General features: G+C 60.8%; 14 protein-coding genes. 8 read left to right on the top strand and 6 right to left on the bottom strand.

Annotated elements, in window-relative coordinates; all coding sequences use genetic code 11:
- Window positions 1-26 precede the first annotated feature (26 nt).
- Together AC5ZG5_RS30980 and AC5ZG5_RS30985 are read right to left on the bottom strand one after the other, a co-directional pair.
- Window positions 27-2,282 (bottom strand): xanthine dehydrogenase family protein molybdopterin-binding subunit, encoded by a 2,256-nt coding sequence (locus AC5ZG5_RS30980; protein WP_456646048.1) that lies wholly within the window; start codon window positions 2,280-2,282, stop codon window positions 27-29.
- On the bottom strand, window positions 2,282-2,734 hold the full coding sequence (locus AC5ZG5_RS30985) for a (2Fe-2S)-binding protein (RefSeq protein WP_456646047.1): 453 nt from the start codon (window positions 2,732-2,734) through the stop codon (window positions 2,282-2,284). Before AC5ZG5_RS30985 ends, AC5ZG5_RS30980 begins: the two co-directional genes overlap by 1 nt.
- Before the next feature lie 351 nt (window positions 2,735-3,085).
- Between AC5ZG5_RS30985 and AC5ZG5_RS30990 the strand changes: the two genes are divergently transcribed.
- Complete coding sequence (locus AC5ZG5_RS30990) at window positions 3,086-4,540, top strand: cytochrome-c peroxidase (protein ID WP_456646046.1); 1,455 nt, start codon at window positions 3,086-3,088, stop codon at window positions 4,538-4,540.
- A 153-nt stretch (window positions 4,541-4,693) separates the two neighbouring features.
- Here the strand turns inward: AC5ZG5_RS30990 and AC5ZG5_RS30995 are convergent, their stop codons facing one another.
- The 3 genes from AC5ZG5_RS30995 to AC5ZG5_RS31005 form a co-directional block, all read right to left on the bottom strand.
- Window positions 4,694-5,185 carry a GlcG/HbpS family heme-binding protein gene (locus AC5ZG5_RS30995; RefSeq protein WP_456646045.1) on the bottom strand — a complete coding sequence of 164 codons (492 nt, stop codon included), beginning with the start codon at window positions 5,183-5,185 and terminating at the stop codon, window positions 4,694-4,696.
- A gap of 6 nt (window positions 5,186-5,191) precedes the next feature.
- Window positions 5,192-5,587 (bottom strand): c-type cytochrome, encoded by a 396-nt coding sequence (locus AC5ZG5_RS31000; protein WP_456646044.1) that lies wholly within the window; start codon window positions 5,585-5,587, stop codon window positions 5,192-5,194.
- 170 nt (window positions 5,588-5,757) lie between these two features.
- Window positions 5,758-7,227, bottom strand: a complete 1,470-nt coding sequence (locus tag AC5ZG5_RS31005) for a multicopper oxidase family protein (RefSeq protein ID WP_456646043.1) — start codon at window positions 7,225-7,227, stop codon at window positions 5,758-5,760.
- A gap of 372 nt (window positions 7,228-7,599) precedes the next feature.
- Here AC5ZG5_RS31005 and AC5ZG5_RS31010 point away from each other — a divergent pair, with 372 nt between their 5' ends.
- The 4 genes from AC5ZG5_RS31010 (at window position 7,600) to AC5ZG5_RS31025 (ending at window position 13,204) form a co-directional block, all read left to right on the top strand.
- Window positions 7,600-8,058 carry a (2Fe-2S)-binding protein gene (locus AC5ZG5_RS31010; protein WP_456646042.1) on the top strand — a complete coding sequence of 153 codons (459 nt, stop codon included), beginning with the start codon at window positions 7,600-7,602 and terminating at the stop codon, window positions 8,056-8,058.
- Between the two features lie 9 nt (window positions 8,059-8,067).
- Complete coding sequence (locus AC5ZG5_RS31015) at window positions 8,068-10,257, top strand: xanthine dehydrogenase family protein molybdopterin-binding subunit (protein ID WP_456646041.1); 2,190 nt, start codon at window positions 8,068-8,070, stop codon at window positions 10,255-10,257.
- Window positions 10,258-10,298: 41 nt separating this feature from the next.
- Window positions 10,299-11,807, top strand: coding sequence for a PAS domain-containing sensor histidine kinase (locus AC5ZG5_RS31020; protein ID WP_456646040.1), 1,509 nt, complete (start codon window positions 10,299-10,301; stop codon window positions 11,805-11,807).
- A 338-nt stretch (window positions 11,808-12,145) separates the two neighbouring features.
- A complete protein-coding gene (locus AC5ZG5_RS31025) occupies window positions 12,146-13,204 on the top strand; it encodes a helix-turn-helix transcriptional regulator (protein ID WP_456646039.1) in 1,059 nt (352 codons plus the stop codon).
- A 51-nt stretch (window positions 13,205-13,255) separates the two neighbouring features.
- Here the strand turns inward: AC5ZG5_RS31025 and AC5ZG5_RS31030 are convergent, their stop codons facing one another.
- Complete coding sequence (locus AC5ZG5_RS31030) at window positions 13,256-15,406, bottom strand: PAS domain S-box protein (protein WP_456646038.1); 2,151 nt, start codon at window positions 15,404-15,406, stop codon at window positions 13,256-13,258.
- Between the two features lie 507 nt (window positions 15,407-15,913).
- Between AC5ZG5_RS31030 and AC5ZG5_RS31035 the strand changes: the two genes are divergently transcribed.
- The 3 genes from AC5ZG5_RS31035 (at window position 15,914) to AC5ZG5_RS31045 (ending at window position 17,700) form a co-directional block, all read left to right on the top strand.
- Window positions 15,914-16,582: a response regulator transcription factor gene (locus tag AC5ZG5_RS31035; RefSeq protein ID WP_496165482.1), complete on the top strand. Its 669-nt coding sequence runs from the start codon at window positions 15,914-15,916 to the stop codon at window positions 16,580-16,582.
- 125 nt (window positions 16,583-16,707) lie between these two features.
- Window positions 16,708-17,100 carry a response regulator transcription factor gene (locus AC5ZG5_RS31040; RefSeq protein ID WP_456646036.1) on the top strand — a complete coding sequence of 131 codons (393 nt, stop codon included), beginning with the start codon at window positions 16,708-16,710 and terminating at the stop codon, window positions 17,098-17,100.
- 165 nt (window positions 17,101-17,265) lie between these two features.
- Entirely contained in the window at window positions 17,266-17,700 is a 435-nt protein-coding gene (locus tag AC5ZG5_RS31045; protein ID WP_456646035.1) for a hypothetical protein, read from the top strand.
- Window positions 17,701-17,715 lie beyond the last annotated feature (15 nt).

Consider the following 17,715-nt stretch of genomic DNA (forward strand, 5'->3'; position numbering starts at 1 on the left):
CGTTTACCGAAACAGCTGTATTGTCGTCAGGCGGCCTTCAGTTGCGCAGGGTCGATCGGCAGCGCGCGGATCCGCTTTCCCGTTGCAGCAAAAATCGCATTGCAGATTGCCGGCGCGATCGGCGGCACGCCGGGCTCGCCAACCCCGCCGGGAGGCGCACTGCTGTCGACGATATGGACGTGGGTTTCGGGCGCGATGTCGGTGCGAGCGACCAGGTAATCGCTGAAATTATTCTGCTCAATGCGCCCCCGCTTGATCGTGATGTTGCTGTAGAGCGCATTGCTGATGCCCATGATCACGGCGCCTTCGAGCTGGGCGCGCACGCGGTCCGGATTGACGATAAGGCCGCAGTCGAGTCCGATATCCACCCTGGGAATGGTGAGCTGGCCGTCGCTGCCGACAGCGACCTGCACAACCGCTGCTGCATAGCTCAGGAAGCTGCGGTGGACGGCGACGCCGCGTCCGTGGCGCGGTGGCAGCTGGCCGCCCCATCCACTGTTGCGCGCGACCAGGTCGAGGACGCCCCGTAAGCGGGCCGTATCGACCGGATATATGTCGAGTGATGCCCCGTAGTTGGGATAGTCGACATGCATGGCGGCGAAGTCGAGCTTACGCGGCTCCCCCAACAATTCGCGCAGATAATCGAGTGGATCTTTGCCGGCCTCATGGGCAAGCTCATCAGCCAACGAGCACACGGCGAAAGCGTGCGGAATGTTGTAGACGGACCGATACCAGCCAATCCTGACGTGATTGGCCGCCGGCCCGTTTTCGCAGCGGACATTGGCGATCGCGTAGGGCATGTCGGTAACGCCCTGCTGCAGCTCGCCGGCGCTGCCGTATGTGACATCAGGCTGAAACGTCGATTCGATTGCCGGAAAGACGGTGCGGTGCAGCCAGGCGGACGGACGGCCCTCGGCGTCAAGCCCGGCTTCGAGATGCTGGGCAGAGATTGCGTGATAGTAATCATGCTGGATGTCGTCTTCGCGGGTCCACGTGACTTTGACGGGCGCACCTATGCGGCGCGACAGCAGTGCAGCCTCGGCAACGTAGTCGGATTTTGATTTGCGGCCGAATGCACCTCCCAACAGCGTCACGTTGACCGTGACGTCTTCGACCGGTACGCCGAGGACTTGGGCGACGGTCGTACGCGCGGATTGCGGGAATTGCGTGGGCGTCCAGATCTCACACTTGCCGTCGGCAAACTGGGCGAGCGCGTTCGGCACTTCCATCGGCGCATGGGCGTAATAGGGCACAAAATAATCCGCCGAGATGCGGCGTTCGGCGGCGCTGAGCGCCGCGTCGACGTCGCCCTGGTTGCGCACGACTCGTCCGGGTTGCTTCGCCGTCGCCGCGAGCTCTTCCCGATAGGCCGTGGAATCGTGATCGGCATTGGAGCCGAAATCCCAGATGATCTTCAGCTTTTCGCGGCCCTGCTGCGCCGACCAGGTATTGTTGGCAATGACGGCAATGCCGCCAAGTGGATAGAAGCCGGACGGAATAGGGGTGACCGGAATCTCCACGACCTGCTCAACGCCCGGCACTTTCAGCGCGTCCGTGGCGTCGAAGTGCAGCGCTTTGCCGCCGTAGACCGGACAGCGCTCCACGGACGCGTACTTCATCCCGGGAAGGGTGACGTCGATGCCATAGGTCGCCTTGCCGCGCGTGATGGCGTCGAGGTCGACAATCGGAACGGGTTTGCCGACGTAACGCCATTCGTTCGCTGGCTTGAAGCGCAATTCCATGTGATCGGCTGGCGCGATCTCCATTGTTGCGGCCACCCTGGCGGCATCTCCGAACGACAGCTGCCGTCCTGTGGGAACGTGCACGATCGTGTGATTGCGTGCCTGGCAGTCGTTTGCGTTGACGTGCCAGACATGCGCAGCGGCCGCCTCGAGCATCTGGCGAGCCGAGGCGCCTGCTTCACGCATGGGCTGGTAGAATTGCCGCGTGCTGCGGGAGCCATCGGTATTCTGATCGCCATATTTCGGATCGCCCTGGGCCTGCACGACCCTGACGCGGCTCCAGTCGGCGCCAAGCTCTTCGGCGAGCACCATCGGCAATCCCGTCTTGATTCCCGTGCCCATTTCCGACCGATGCGCGACTATCGTTACCAGACCGGTTGGATCGATCATCAAGTAGACGTTGGGTTCAAAAGCTTCGCTCGCATGAGCGGGGGCGGCGAAAGCCGGACATTTGCCGAATCCGATCATGAAGCCGAGAACGAGACCATTGGCGCCGCCCGCGACCACTTCGCGCCGGCTGAGGTTTACGACCCTTGTCATCAGATCGCCTCCGCAGCCGATTTGATCGCGGCGCGGATCCGCACGTAGGTGCCACAGCGGCAAATATTGCCTGACATCGCATCGGTGATCTGCTGATCCGTCGGCTTTGGCGTCTCTTTGAGGAGAGCAGCGGCCTGCATGATTTGGCCCGGCTGGCAGTAGCCGCACTGGGGCACATTGTTGGCCCGCCACGCGCGCTGGACTGCGTGCGTGCCATCGGAGCTCAGTCCTTCGATGGTGAGGATCTCATGCCCGGTGGCTGCCGATAATGGCGTGACGCAAGACCGTACGGCCTGATCGTCCAGATGCACCGTGCAGGCGCCGCAAGCGCCGATACCGCAGCCGAACTTGGTGCCGGTTAAGCCGATAATGTCTCGGATCACCCACAGCAAAGGCATTTGCGGATCGGCATCGACAGTATGCAAGGCACCGTTGATCTTGATTTGCTGCATGCGAACTCTCTGTTGTTGCCGTCGACCGCGTGCAATTGACCAGGCGCTCATCCGCTGCTTTCGCGGCGGAACGGCATCTCACGATCTCCCAGTCAAGTTGACAGGCCGTCTTCAAGAACTAACCGCGGCAGGTAGAACCGGCTTGAGTGCGCTTGCCGTTTCCGGGGCGCAATTGCTGCGATCCGAACTCAGAGTGACCGTTCGAGAAAGGCCCGGCTCGTGATCGCGCTTTGTTGCGCAGGCTCTTTTCAGGCAAGATCAGGTGGGTTAGAGCAATCCCCAACAAGCGATGCGGTGAGGCGTCGAGAGAACATTTCCGGGATGACGCTTCAATTTGCAGGATCACGCCGGATGAACGTCTGGATTGGCGCGGCGGTTGTGATGCTCGTGACCGCCGGTGCCGCCGTGTGGGCGCAAGGGGCGAGCACAACGCTTTCCCCCGCCGCTCTGAAGGAAATTGCGGAGGTCGAGGCCGAGATCGACCGGATCGAGGCAGAAACCCTCGAGCGGCTGGCTTCGCCGCCAAATAACCAAGTGCAGCAGATCGAGCTGCTCGGCAAATCGATGCTCTATGACAAGGAGCTGTCTGTCCATCGCAACGAGGCGTGTGCGTTCTGCCACATGCCCGAAACCGGCTTCACTGGGCCGGTGTCCGAGCTCAACCGCACGACCGGCTCATATCCTGGTTCGGTGCGCACCCGCTTTAGCAACCGCAAGCCGCAGTCGCATGCGTACGCACCGCTTTCCCCTGTTTTGCATTATAATCCCGGGCAGGGCGATCTCGTCGGCGGCAATTTCTGGGATATGCGCGCAACCGGCCGTCGGTTAGGCAATCCAGCCGCCGAGCAGGCGGAGGGGCCGCCGACCAATCCCGTCGAAATGGGCCTGCCCGATATTGTCTGTGCGGTATATCGCGCGGTGCAGCGGCCCTATTGCGGCTTGTTCGAAGCGGTCTGGGGTCCGCAGGCCTTTGCTATCCAGTGGCCTGCGGACGTTGAGCAGGTGTGCAATCAACCGGGGCCGCCGCCCGCGAACGACCCGATACCAGTCCATCTTACGCCGATAGATCGCGGCCGCGCCGCGGCCACGTTCGACCAGATGGCGCAGTCCATCGCCGGCTACGAGGCGTCCGCCGAGGTAACGGCTCTTACTTCCAAGTTCGATGCGGTGCTGGCGGGCAAAGCGCAGTTTACGCCTCAGGAGCAGGCGGGTTATGAGCTGTTCCGCGGCAAGGGGCAATGCAACAACTGTCACCGCGATGGCGGCCCGGGCGAAGATCCGCTGTTCATCGATTTCACCGCGAGCAATATCGGCACGCCCGCAAACCCACGGCTTCCCTACTACGTCGAGCGAGGACCCGACGCACGCGGCTATGTCGCCAACCCGGCAGGCTCAACCTATGTCGACCCCGGCGTCGCAGGTTTTCTCACCGCGGATCATCTGCTCAGTCAGCCTTCATCCGTCGATGCGCGGTGGGCTCCGGTCGCGCCCGAGACTGTCGGCCGCTTTCAGGTTCCGACGCTGCGCAACGTCGACAAGAGGCCTTACCCGAGTTTCGTCAAGGTTTACGGACACAATGGCTATTTCACCAGTCTCAAGTCGATCGTGCACTTCTACAACACGCGTGACGTGCTGCCGCGCTGCGGTCGCAACGACCCCGGCGAGGGGACCACCTGCTGGCCTGCGCCGGAGTCGATCCGCAACATGAACACCAAGTTCGTCGGACGGCTCGGCCTTTCCGATGAGGAGGAGGATGCACTCGTTAGCTTCATGCAGACGCTCAGTGACGGGTACATGCAGCGGTAGTCATGTGAGCGTGCCCTCATTCGTGATAAGCCGCGAAGGCTTGCAATCTGGTTTCAGAGTGAACTTCCCGATGCTTCCAGCTCAAGAGGCTCTCGCTTAGAAGCGCACACCGAACGCTCCGTCGCGTCGTTGTCCGCGCAAACGGCAACTCTCTCAATTGTGCGGAGGGGCCGCAGACGCGGGGCTGAGAACCGATGCAGCGGTGCTCGCGATCTCAGTGTCGGTCTCCTTGCTCAAGCCGGCAACACCGACCGCACCCACGACTTCGCCATTCACGCGTATCGGCGTGCCGCCGCGGAGGGCCATGACACCCGCGGTAACGAATGCCGTCCGGCCATGGTTGATGTTGTCCTCGATCTCCACGGTCGGCCTTTGCAACCGCGCAGCCGTTCGCGCCTTCCCGATGGCGAGATCTATACTTGCCGGGCGGACCCCGTCCATTCGCTGGAATGCGAGCAGATCGCCGGCGGGGTCAACAACTGCGATAGCAGAGGGCGCGTTCTGCTGCTGCGCCGTCGCTTTCGCTGCCTGCCGGACGGTCTGGGCTCCGGCGTGATCGAGCTGCTTTACTGTGACCGTCTGCCCGTGAGCGGACACACAGAAGACGGTCGCCAATATCCCGATGCTGATCTCAGCTTTCATCATTGCTGCTCACTTCAGGGTCTCGAGGTATGAGATAACATTCTGACGGTCTGCAGCAGCCGGGACATTGATGAACATCTTGGTGCCATGGACATCGGCGGCGGGATTGGCCAGGTAATGATCGAGGGTATGTTCGTCCCATGTGATGTTCGCCGCCTTGAGAGCGGGCGAATAGTTGTAACCGGGCTCGGACCCGCTCTTGCGGCCGAATACGCCGGCCAGCGACGGGCCGATCTTGTTCTCGCCTGGTATCGTCGAATGGCATCCCCCGCAGCGCGCGAATACCTGCTTTCCTGCGGTCGGGTCCCCCGCCGCCGCGGCAGGAAACATTGCGCCGAATGCCGCGGCGATAGCGAGTACGGCGATAGCGAGTACTCGGATAGCTTCGTTAGTTGTTTTTCGCATGCTGTGAATACCTTGTGATTGGCACAGCAACAATCTAGGTCGTTCGTCTCCATCTGACTTGTCATCGCTTGCCTGGATGGCGGAATTCTTGCGGTCTGCAGGGCACCGCAGAAGCAGACGACAGGACTTTCGACGCCGCTTTCAAAGCGCCTGAGGGAGAAACAAAATGCTCAGACGATTCCGGGGTAGCGAACTTCGGTCATCATGCCCGTCATCATGTGGTACAGATTGTGGCAGTGAAACGCCCAGCGGCCGGGATTGTTGGCGTCAAAGGCAACGGTGACGCTGCCCAACGGCGGCACCAGGACAGTATCCCGCACGGCGCCTGCGAGCGGCGCGCCGTTCAGGGCTGTCACCTGAAAGGCGTGGCCATGGAGGTGCATGGGGTGCGCCATCGTCGAGGCATTTACCATCTCGATCGCCACACGCTGCCCCGGGGCAACCATCAGCGGCTTTATCTCAGGCCAGAATTGGCCGTTTAGCGACCAAGCATATGGCGACATGCCGCCAGCGAGGGTTACGTGGTCCGTTACGTCCGGCGCGCGCGGCGCTAAAGGCGTGATCGCTTCCAGGCGATGTTCAAGCGACAGATCGACCGGCGGCGCATTTTCGCTGGCCTCCGCGGCGAGGCGTGACACTGGCGCGCCGGACGCTGCGAGAATGATTCCGGTGCGTGCTCGCTTGCCCTCGACCTGTGCGAGGATTGGATAGGCGCCCTTGCCGGGAAGATCAATGATTACGTCGAGCCGCTGAGCAATCGCAAGCGGCAGAAGGGTGCCACGCACCGGTCGAACCGGATGGCCATCGGCGGCGATCACGGTGCCGGTGAGCCCACCCAGATCGATCCAGAACTCCGTCGAGCACGCGCCATTGATCAACCGCAGCAGGACCCGCCCGCCTGGTTCGGTGCGGATGACCTCAGGATCGACCAACGTGCGGTCGTTGGCAAGGAAGGCGTCGTAGTCGATGCCGTTCAGGTCCATCGCCATGCCGGAGCCCATGTTCATGGCACCCATGCCTGTACTCATGTTCATGCTGCCCATGCCACTCTTCGCCATCGCGCTCTGACTGTCGCTGGATTTCGTCAGGCCGGCGAGCAACTCGTCCGGCGGGCGGAAGCTGAAATCGTGCAGCATCAGTATCACTTCTTGCCGGTCGGCGCGCATATCCTCCGCGCTGTGCACGATTAGTGGCGCGGCCATCAGGCTCTGTTCCTGCATGCCCTGATGCGAGTGCATCCAGAACGTGCCGGCGATCGGCGCATAGTCATAGGAGCGCGTGTCACCCGCGGGGATAGGCGGCGTTTGCGGCCAGGGAAAGCCGTCCTGCTTCCAGGGCGGCAACTGACCGTGCCAGTGGATGATGGTGGCTGTGCCGGCCCGATTCACCAGATCGACCTGAAAGCGCTCGCCGGGCGAAAGCGTTATGCCCGGTTTTCCGTTCGCCCCGATTAGGCCGAAGACTTGTGCCGGTTTGCCGTTGACGGAGAGGGTTCTGGTGCCGGCAGTCAGGCGAAGGTCAGCGGCGCGACGTTCGGCGGCCCGCGTTACGGGCGGGAAGGGTATCGTGCCGGCTATCCCAACGGCGGACGCAAGTATCCGGCGGCGGGTCAGGAGCGTTGTCTTTTCACTTTCGGTCATAATGCGCTTGTCCACGCCCTTCAATTGCAGCTTGTCCGGGTCGATCTCGATGGGAGAATAGTCACCAATTCATTGGATGATTGTGGGTGATTGCCGTGCTTTGCGGGTTGTTGCCAAGATATCGAGCGCGAGCGCGGCTCTGCGAGCAAGCCCCACGATCAAAAATGTCACCGCATCGGAAAATTGCGCAAGACTGAGCCGACCAAGGCAAGAATCCTAAAGTCGTTTGTCCAAAGGATCGATAGGTCTTGGGTCGGTCGGTTGTCTCCTCGCGTCCCCGTGTCGCAACCGGCTTGGGCGCGGCTGGCCTCCGCGATACGGTGGCCGGCCGCATCACCAAAGCCCGATCGGGACAAGCAAGGAGAAGAGACTGTGGCGACAACGGCCCTTAACGTGAACGGTGAGACCGTCTCGGTGGCGGTCGATGATCCCGACACGCCGCTGCTCTACGTCCTGCGAAATGAGCTTGGCTTGCATGGTCCGCGTTTCGGCTGTGGTCTCGGCCAGTGCGGCGCCTGCACTGTGCATGTTGATGGAGCGGCGATCCGCTCGTGCATCACCCCACTATCCGCAGTCAAAGGCAGCATCGTCACGCTCGAGGGTCTCGGCACGAGCGCAAGGCCACATCCGCTTCAGGAGGCCTTTGTCCAGGAGCAGGCTCTGCAGTGCGGTTACTGCATCAACGGCATGATCATGCAATCCGCCGCGCTTCTGGCACGCAATCCGAAGCCGAATGAAGGAGAGGTCAAGGCCGAATTAGCGAACAATCTATGCCGTTGCGGCACGCACCTGCGCATCGTGCGCGCGGTCCTGCGCGCCGCTGGCACCTGAGACGAGCCAATGAATCATATCGATAGACGCGCGTTGCTGCTGGCAGCCGGCGCACTCGTTGTCAGCTTTGGTCTGCCTTTGTCTTCGAGCGCAGCCAGGCAGGTTTCTGGACCGAAAACCGTCTCGCCGGATCGGGTCGATGGCTTTCTGGCGATCACGCGGGACGGCCGCATCACTGTCTATTCCGGCAAGGTCGATCTTGGCACCGGGGTGCGGACGGCGTTGACCCAGATCGTCGCCGAGGAGCTTGACGTCCCGATGAGCCAGGTCTCGCTTGTCGAGGGCGACACCGCGTTGACCCCTGACCAGGGAGTGACGTCGGGAAGTCTCTCGATTCAGAATGGCGGGATGCAGTTGCGCCGGGCCGCCGCGACTGCGCGCCGGGCGATCCTTCGCCGGGCGGCCACGCGTCTGCAGCAAGAAATTTCCACGCTGTCGCTTCACGAGGGCGTCATAACGGGCAGGGATGGCAGGCGGCTGCCGATCGGCGAGGTCGTCGACGGCACAACATTGGCACTCGAGATCGCCAAAGACGTGCAGGAAAAGTCCCCCCATGCTTACACGATTGTCGGTAAGGCTGTGCCTCGGCTGGACATTCCTGACAAGGTGACCGGCCGCTTCACCTTCATGCAGGACTTCAAACTACCGGACATGTTGCACGGCCGGGTGATACGCCCGTCGGGCTTCGGCGCCACGCTCGTCTCCTATGACGAAGCGTCGGTGGCTGACATTCCTGGCCTCGTGAAGGTGGTCCGCATCAACAACTTTCTCGGCGTCGTTGCCAAAACGGAGTGGGGAGCAATCAAGGCCGCCCAGCAATTGGCGGTGACTTGGTCCAAGTGGGAGGGGTTGCCGGAGCAAAGCAGAATATGGCGGCACGTGCGCAGCACCCCGGTCGTGCGTGACGATGTCACCAGCCGGACTGGCGACTCTCGCACTGCGCTCGATGACACGGTGCACAAGCTCTCCGCAACCTACGAGTTCGCAATTCATACCCACGGCTCGATCGGTCCCTCCTGCGCTGTGGCAAAAGTCGCGGACGGCGAACTGACCTGCTGGACCGCATCGCAAGCAACGCACGATCTGCGCAAGCAGCTCGCGGCCACGCTCGCGATCTCCGAGGCTGACGTGCGCTGCATTTATGTCGAAGGGGCGGGCTGCTATGGCCGCAATGGACACGAGGATGCTGCGGCCGACGCTGCTCTGTTGTCGCGCGCGATAGGCAAGCCGGTGCGCGTGCAATGGATGCGTGCGGATGAGCACGGCTGGGATCCGAAGGGGCCGCCTACGCTGCTCGACATGCGGGCCGGTATCGACAAGCTTGGAAACGTGGCGGCTTGGGAATCCGAGCTCTACGTGCCGGATGGAACGGCCGGCCTTGTGACACTCGTCGGCTCCGAACTCGCGGGACTGAACAGTCTCGGCAAGCTCAGCCCTGGCGGGGTGCTCAATGATCTAGCGGTCCCTTACGTGTTTCCGAACGTGACGACGACCGCGCACCGATTGGCATCGACGCCGCTTCGGCCGGCGTGGATTCGCTCACCCGGACGCTTGCAGAACACGTTTGCGAACGAGTCCTTTCTCGACGAGATCGCCGCCGCAACAGACACAGATCCGCTCGACATTCGTCTGAGGCATCTCACCGACGCGCGCGGCAAGGAGCTTCTCGAACGGCTCGCTAAATTGAGCAAATGGCGCGAGCGCCCGAAAGGCGCTCGTAATGCGGACATCGTGACTGGGCACGGACTTGCCTATGTTAAATACGAACTGGTCCGCACCTATGTCGGCGTGGTTGCCGAGGTGGAGATCAATCGCAAAACCGGTCAACTTGCGGTCAAGCGCTTCTATGTCGCGCATGATTGCGGACAAATCATCAACCCTGACGGGCTGCGAAATCAGATCGAAGGTTGCATCGTTCAGACGGTGAGCCGCACCTTGAAGGAGCAGGTAACATTCGATCGGTCGATGGTCACGAGCCTCGATTGGGCGAGCTATCCAATCCTGACCTTTCCGGAACTCCCCGATGTCGTGATCGAGTTGATTGATCGACCTGAAGAGGTCCCTTGGGGCGGCGGGGAGCCGGCCTGCGCTGTCGTGCCCTCGGCGATCGCCGGTGCCGTTTTCGAGGCAACGGGAGTGCGGCTGCGTTCGGTGCCGTTTACGCCAGACAAGGTGCTGGCGGAGTTAAGAAGGGCATGATTAGCTGACACGGACGCTGCCGAGGCGCGAGGTGCAGGGCTGTGGAGCAAGAACTGCGGAGCAGCGAGAGCCGGCTTCGGCTCATCATCGACGCAATTCCCACCGTTGCTTGGGGGGCGCTGCCCGATGGATCCAATGTTTTCGTCAATCAACGGTGGCTGGAATACACAGGTATGCCTGCACAGCAGGCAGCCGGCTGGGGTTGGCAGGCAGTCTTTCATCCCGAAGACATTGGCGAACATGCCGAAAAGTGGCGTGCATCGCTGGCGACCGGGCAAGCGTTCGAGAGTGAAGCGCGCCTGCGAAGGGCGACCGATGGCCAATATTGCTGGTTCCTTGTTCACGCTGCGCCGTTGCACGATGATGCCGGACATATCGTCCGATGGTACGGAACAGCAACTAACATCGAGGATCGCAAGCGCGCCGAACAAGCCCTGCGCCGGAGCGAGGCTTTCCTGGCGGACGCGCAGAGGATGAGTCATACCGGTAGTTGGGCGTATGACGTCGCCAGCCGGCGTATCATCCATTCATCACAGGAATACCACCGTCTGTTTGGCTTTGATTCCGCCGCGAGTGTCCCCGATCCGAACGAGTGGGTGCAGCGTATCCATCCCGACGACCGGGAAAGGGCGATCGACGTGATGGGCAGGATGGTCCGCAACGGTGTGGACTACGAGGTAGACTTCCGCACGGTTCATCCGGACGGCACGGTCAAATACGTTCATGGCACAGCACATCCTGTGTTGGGCCCATCGGGAGACCTCGTTGAGATCGTGGGTTGCACCATTGATGTGACCGAACGCAAGCTGGCGGAAGAGGCGCGTCTGAACGCGCAAAAGATGCTCGGCCACGCCAATCGCATTACGACCATGGGACAGCTCGCGGCTTCGATCGCCCATGAGGTCAATCAGCCGATCACCGCCGTGGTCGCCAACGGTCGCGCTGCATTGCGATTCCTGCGCACGCAGCCGGCGGATCTGAACGAAGTGCGGCACACGCTCGAGGAAATCGTGAAAGACGGCATACGCGCCGGTGATATCATTGCCAGGATCCGCGCGCTCGTCAGGAAGATGCCCTCGCGGAAGGATCATTTGGACATCAACGAAGTGATTCTCGAAGTCATTGCGCTGACAAGGAGCGAAATCGTCAGGAACGGCATTTTACTCAAGACCGATCTAGCGAAAGGGTTGTGTCCCATTGACGGAGAGAGGACCGACTTCCAACAAGTGCTGCTTAATCTGATCGTCAATGCGGTCGAGGCGATGAGTGTGGAAAGCAATGCGTCGCGCGAGTTGTTGATCACCACCAAAGCGGGGCAATCGGGCCAAGTGAGAGTTGCAGTAAGTGATGAGGGCCCGGGCGTGGACGCGGAATCGATCGAACGCGTATTTGAAGCCTTCTACACGACGAAAACCGACGGTATCGGCATGGGACTTGCGATCTGCCGCTCGATCATCGAGGCTCATGGGGGGCGTATTTGGGTGACAGCGAATACGCCTCGCGGCGCGATTTTTCAGTTCGACGTGCCTGGATGCGAGCGTCGAGGATGACGCGCATTTGCACCGGCAACCGTCATCCGTGCCGGCTTGCGGCAGATCACCTGCTTCGGGCGGCATGATCGCACTGGATGCTATTTGCTGCGAATGTCATCCAGCGCGGCTCACCAGAATTCATCACTGTTCTGGAGGCCCATTCGTTCCTCGCTGAGGTCCCAGTCTCCCTTGCCGCATACCGAGGTATAGCGCAGGCAACCGAGGTATGAGCGCAGCCACTGCCGAGTATGTGTGGCGGAAACGAGCGACTTAGTCGCATGAACCTCGCTACGATTGAGCGGTCGCGGTCGGATGACCTACTTGCTGTGGAGCAGGGGCCACAAAGGGGAGCAACGATGCTGACCCACTCGTTCGATATCAATGCTGCACGGCTCGCTAACTTCTCCGAACCCTGCGGTTCGCACGACCACCCGCATTGGGAAGAGACCAGACTGCTGCGCGTCGATGACTCCCGCTTCGAGAACAAGCGTCTGCCGCGCGGCGGCGGCTGCGAGCAGCTATGTGATCGCGGAACGCACAATGCTGGTCACCACGCCCTCGAGATATTTCCTGCTCATGCCGTCAGTCGTCAGACGATCGCCTGGGATGGGATCGCCGTCGAGATCGTCCGGTGCGTCGCACATGACAGGGTCGAGTTCCGATTCCGTGCACCGTGCCATCTGCTGCTTGTCCACGAGGAGGGCGTTCGTGACCACGGCGAGACGGTCGTTCGGAATCTGCCGCCTTCGAAGCTGCGAACGCTCAAGCGCAAGCTCACGTTCGTACCCGCCGGTCACGAATATCAAGACTGGCAGCAGCCTCGCGTCCCCAGTCGTATGACCTGCTTCTATTTAGATCCCGCGAGGCTGCCGATCTACGCCATCGATGCGGATTTACCGGCTGCTCAACTTGCGCCCCGTCTGTTCTTCGAACATCGCGGGCTGTGGGATGCCGCCGCCAAGCTCACAGCAGCAATCGATCGGGGCTGCGAAAACGAGCGCTATTGTGAAGCGCTTGCGGTGATTGTCGCGCATGAGTTGATGCAAAGCCACGGCCATCATCCGCGCCGCGAACCATTGGCGAGGGGCGGGCTGGCTGTCTGGCAACAGCGCGCCGTCACCCGCTATATCGAGGAACACCTGGCCGAGCCTATCTCGCTCGCCGCGCTGGCGGGGCTCGCTCGTCTGAGCTCGTACTATTTCTGCCGCGCATTCAAGCAATCATTCGGCATGCCGCCACACCGGTACCACATCAATCGGCGGATCGAACGCGCCAAGGCGCTGCTTGGAGATCCGGGACGGTCAGTGACCGACATTGGGCTCGCGCTGGGATTCAGCGAGACGAGCTCATTTTCGGCAGCGTTTCGGCAAATGACAGGAAACACCCCCTCGCAGTACCGCCGGAGCCTAGGGTAAGTCCTGCAAACGTGAGCGAAGGCGCTCTGATCACAGGGCCGCAGGTCCACCTCAAGGCGCAGCCTCTTTCGACGTGGGCAGGACGACGTGAAGCGTGGCGCCCCGGCCCGCATTTGCGGTGGCCCAAATGCGTCCGCCGTGCGTCTCTATAATTGAACGGCAGATCGACAGTCCGATGCCCATGCCGCTGGCTTTGGTGGAATAGAATGCCTCAAAGAACCGGGCCAGAGTCTCTGGGCAGAACGCCGGACCTGAGTCGCGGACTGTGAGCAAGATGGCGCCGTCTCGCTCTCTGGAGCCGATCTGCAAGATTCGCGTCTCTTCGTCGACGTCGCTCATTGCTTCGATAGCATTCATCACCAAGTTAATAATGACTTGCTGCAGCTGAACGCGATCTCCGCGAACTAATGGCAAATCATCTGCGAGGTCTGTCTCCAAAGATATCCTATTCTTCATGATCTCGCCGCGCGTCAGGGCAATTGTCTCCGTCATCACCTCGTTAATATTCAACTCGTCAATCTGCGTTGGCGCTTTTTTGACCAATGCCCGGATCCGGTTGATCACTTCGCTGACCCGCCGCCCATCCTTGATAATATCATTGAGTGCCTGGGAGGACAGCTCCAGATCAGGGGGCGTTGCGCTGAGCAGGCGCAAGGCGGCATGGGCGTTCGTGACCAGCGCCCCGACGGGCTGATTGACCTCATGCGCAATGGAGGCGGTTAGTTGACCAACGGTCGCGACGCGATTTGCGTGCGCTAGTTCGGCTTGGGCATCGTGTAGCCTTTCGGAGGCCAGCATTTGATCCGTGAGGTCACGCGCCAGCACCAGCGCGCTGTCTACCTGTTCCGGTTCCAGCTGCAGCGGTGAATGGGTCACAGCCCAGTATCGGCGGCCACTTGGACCGTCGAACCATTCGCTGAAGCTGATCTCCTCGCCGGCGAAGCAGCGATCCAGATTTGGCTTGATCAACCGCTCAAACGTCTCTCTTCCGACGATATCCGCCGGATGCATCCCGATGATCTTCTCAGATGGCGTGCCCCAAAACCTCTCGTGTGCCGGATTGACGCGGTGATAGCGGTAGTCTCGACCGATGATGGATGCGATATCTGGAATTGTCTCGAAGACATGTTCAGTCAGATATTCGGCACGCTTGCGGTCCGTAATGTCTTCGCAGACGACCAGGAGTACCGGCTGCTGCTTGATCAACATTCCTCTAGCGGTCTCGCGAACCCATAGCGTCGTTCCGTCCTTGCGCCGCTTTCGCGCTTCCCAGCTTGTCGACTGGCCAATCCGTTCAAGACAAAGCGCAGTATTGCGCTGAACAGCTGGCCGATCGGCTTCATAAAAGACGTCCAGCACGGAACGGCCTACCAGTTCGCCCACCGAGTAGCCCAACTGGCCGGCGCCATGAGGATTCACGGACAACACGGTACCGGCGGCATCCAGCATGAAATACATGGTGGGGTTGTGCTCGAACACCGCTCGCCATCGCTCCTCGCTCTCGCGCAATGCCTCCAGTGCTTGCTTTCGTTCCTCGATGTCGGCTGCGGTTGCGCACCACTTCGTGATCTTTCCCTGCTCATTTGGCAGCGGCACCATGCGAACTATGAACCAACGATATTCGCCGGTAACGTTTCGAATGCGTGCTTCCCTCGCAAACGGCGTTCCGTTCGCAAGCATAGCGCGCCACTCCTCGACTTCGCGATCTGCTGGATGCAGTGCCTTCATCCAGCCCAAGAAGTCTAGTTCCTCCGTCGGGAAGCCGGTGTAGTCGTGGAACCTCCGATTGGCGAAAGTAACCGAGCCGTCCGACGACATGTTCCAGACCAAGGCCGGAAGCCCGTTGAGTACGTGGGCCAGCTCATCCCGTCCGGCGCGCATCCGTGCCACCAAGCCGGTGATCACCAACGAGGTGATCAAGAACGCGGCTAGCGCGATGATGTCCTCTGGATAGTCGACACGGAAATGGAAAATTGGAGGGGCAAAGAAAAAATTCAGGCACACAACGGCGATGAAGGACAACGCAATCAGGGAAATGAAGCCGCCGGCAAGGGACAGCAGAACGATCAGAATTAGACAGGCGAAAGACGCTGAGACGAGACGGAATTCCAGCCAAAAGCACAGTGCCGTCAGCAATGCCAGGGCGCTAAGGCCGAGCAAGAGCAGCACTGCCTCGCGGGCTGGACTGCGCGTCATTGCCATCAACCCTTCGCTCGAACCAACACCTCTCGACAGGAGTCACTCCGCTGCGCCATATTATGCAAGCATAACTCTCGTTTGAGGGCGCGGGAAGAGCCCGGCGCCTCCGATGGTGCAACGCCCATTGTGAGGCAGAAGAGAACCGAGGGTTTGCCTGTGCGGGGGGATTTCGTTAGAACGTTGCGGTCAGATTTTGGCCGCTTCCCTCGAGGTGTCTGTGACTTACCTCCAATTCGGAACCGGTTGCATATCACAGCGGGTGGTCGTGAATAGATCGGATATCGTCCAGTATGGTAGGACTACCAACGGTCAGGTCGCCCGGTCCGATCGATCGGTAGCGCGCCTGTGGTGCGGAGCGCCGTGGCCTTCAGGGAGGATCCGGGCGGCCCCGAATTTACCTTGCGCCTGCTCTTGCTGGGCGTCGCAGGCGTTGATCCCGTCGACTCGCATATCGGCGCCCGTCTCCTTCAATTACTTCAAGGGATCAGCCGATCAACAGTGTGAGGCGGCATGGTAGGGCAGCACACTTCATCGGCAAAGCCGGTTGGAAGCGCGGACCAGCCGATGGTCTTCGTAGTGGACGACGACGCGTCGATGCGCGAAGCTCTTGCGAGGCTTTTTTACTCGGTACAATTGCGGGTCGAAGTATTCGCATCGGCGCGCGAGTTCTTGCAGAGCGAGCGCCCGGAAGTTCCAGGCTGCCTGGTGCTTGACATCCGGCTGCCCGGATTGAGTGGTCTCGACTTCCAAGCAGCATTGGAGCAAGCGGACGTTCGAATTCCAATCGTGTTTATTACGGGGCATGGCGATATCCCGATGTCGGTGCGGGCGATGAAGGCCGGTGCCGTTGATTTTCTCACCAAGCCGTTTCGTGACCAGGACCTCCTGGATGCTGTCGCGGCCGCGATCGAGCGCGACAAGAAGCGGCGCGAACATGAACATGCGATCGCTGACATGAGGGCGCACTTCGAATCCCTTACCGCTCGCGAACGCGAAATCATGGCTCTGGTCGCGCGCGGATTGATGAGCAAGCAGATCGCAGCTCAGATCAATCTCAGCGAAATCACCGTGAAAGTGCATCGCAGCCATCTCATGAAGAAGATGGAAGCGAGGACAGTAGCCGATCTAGTCAGGATGGCTGAAGCCCTTGGCGTGAAGCCGCCGACGCTACAGCACTGAGATACGGCCCTTCGATACCTGAGTATAGTTCTCATCACGCAAATCAGCCGTATCATGTGTTCAGGCGGCACCATTTATCGGGGGTGCGACCTCAGTCGCCTTCCCCTCGAACAAAGGTAGGTCGCGTGGCTGATGGCCCGATAATCTCGGTCGTTGACGATGATGCTTCGGTGCGTACCGCGACCGCAAGGTTGTTGAGATCACTGGGATTCTTTGTACATGCGTTTGCCTCGGCGCAGGAATTCCTGTCGTCGCCTCGATTGCGCGAAACGTCGTGCCTGATTGCCGACGTGGAGATGCCCGGCATGAACGGTATCGAGCTGCAGGAGTACTTGATTGCCAACGGCTATACCACGCCGATGATCTTCATCACGGCGTTCCCGGAGGATCGGATTCGAGAACGCGTGATGGGGGCCGGAGCCGTCGACTTCTTGAGCAAGCCATTCGATGAGCCGCGGCTGCTCGAATGCGTGGAGCGTGCGCTAAGGACGCACGAAGACAACTCGGATGACGCTTAAGCGCTGCGCCCAGCGGCACCTCCGGAGACCCGCCCATTGGACCAATTGACCCGAAACTTTGGATTGGGCCCTGATGGCGGTAGCAGTCTGGAATTCCTTTGGCGGGACGGCGAGCGTGTGTTCTACCGAGGATGGCGGCTGGGTGACGGTTGCAAGCAGCGCGCTGTGCTGGTGATCCAGCCTGCCGTGGAGCATCCATCTCCCAGCATTCTCGAAATTCCCCCAGAGGGCCGGGAGGAGGCGATCTTCGAAATCGTCAACCAGCTTAACCGCGGGGCCGCGCTGATCGTACAGCGAGAGGAGCGGGAGCAGCTCGCTGAGCTCAACCTGATCGCGGGAAAGCGCGCCAAGGCGTTGACCGCCTATGCCTCGGCGCTCACCTATCTCAATGCCGGTTCGGCGCTGTTGCCGGATGATATCTGGGGACGCCGGCATGAGCTTGTCTTTGCGCTGGAGCTGAACCGGGCGGAATGCGAATTTCTGACGGGCCAGTTATCGGTCGCAGACGGACGATTGGCTGCACTCTCTAGTCGCTCGATAACGACGGTCGAACAAGCTGGTCGCATGTTTGCGCATCGATGTGTGCACGACGCTCGATGAGAGCGGTCGCGCGGT

The sequence above is a fragment of the Bradyrhizobium sp. Ses1 genome, from assembly GCF_059512365.1.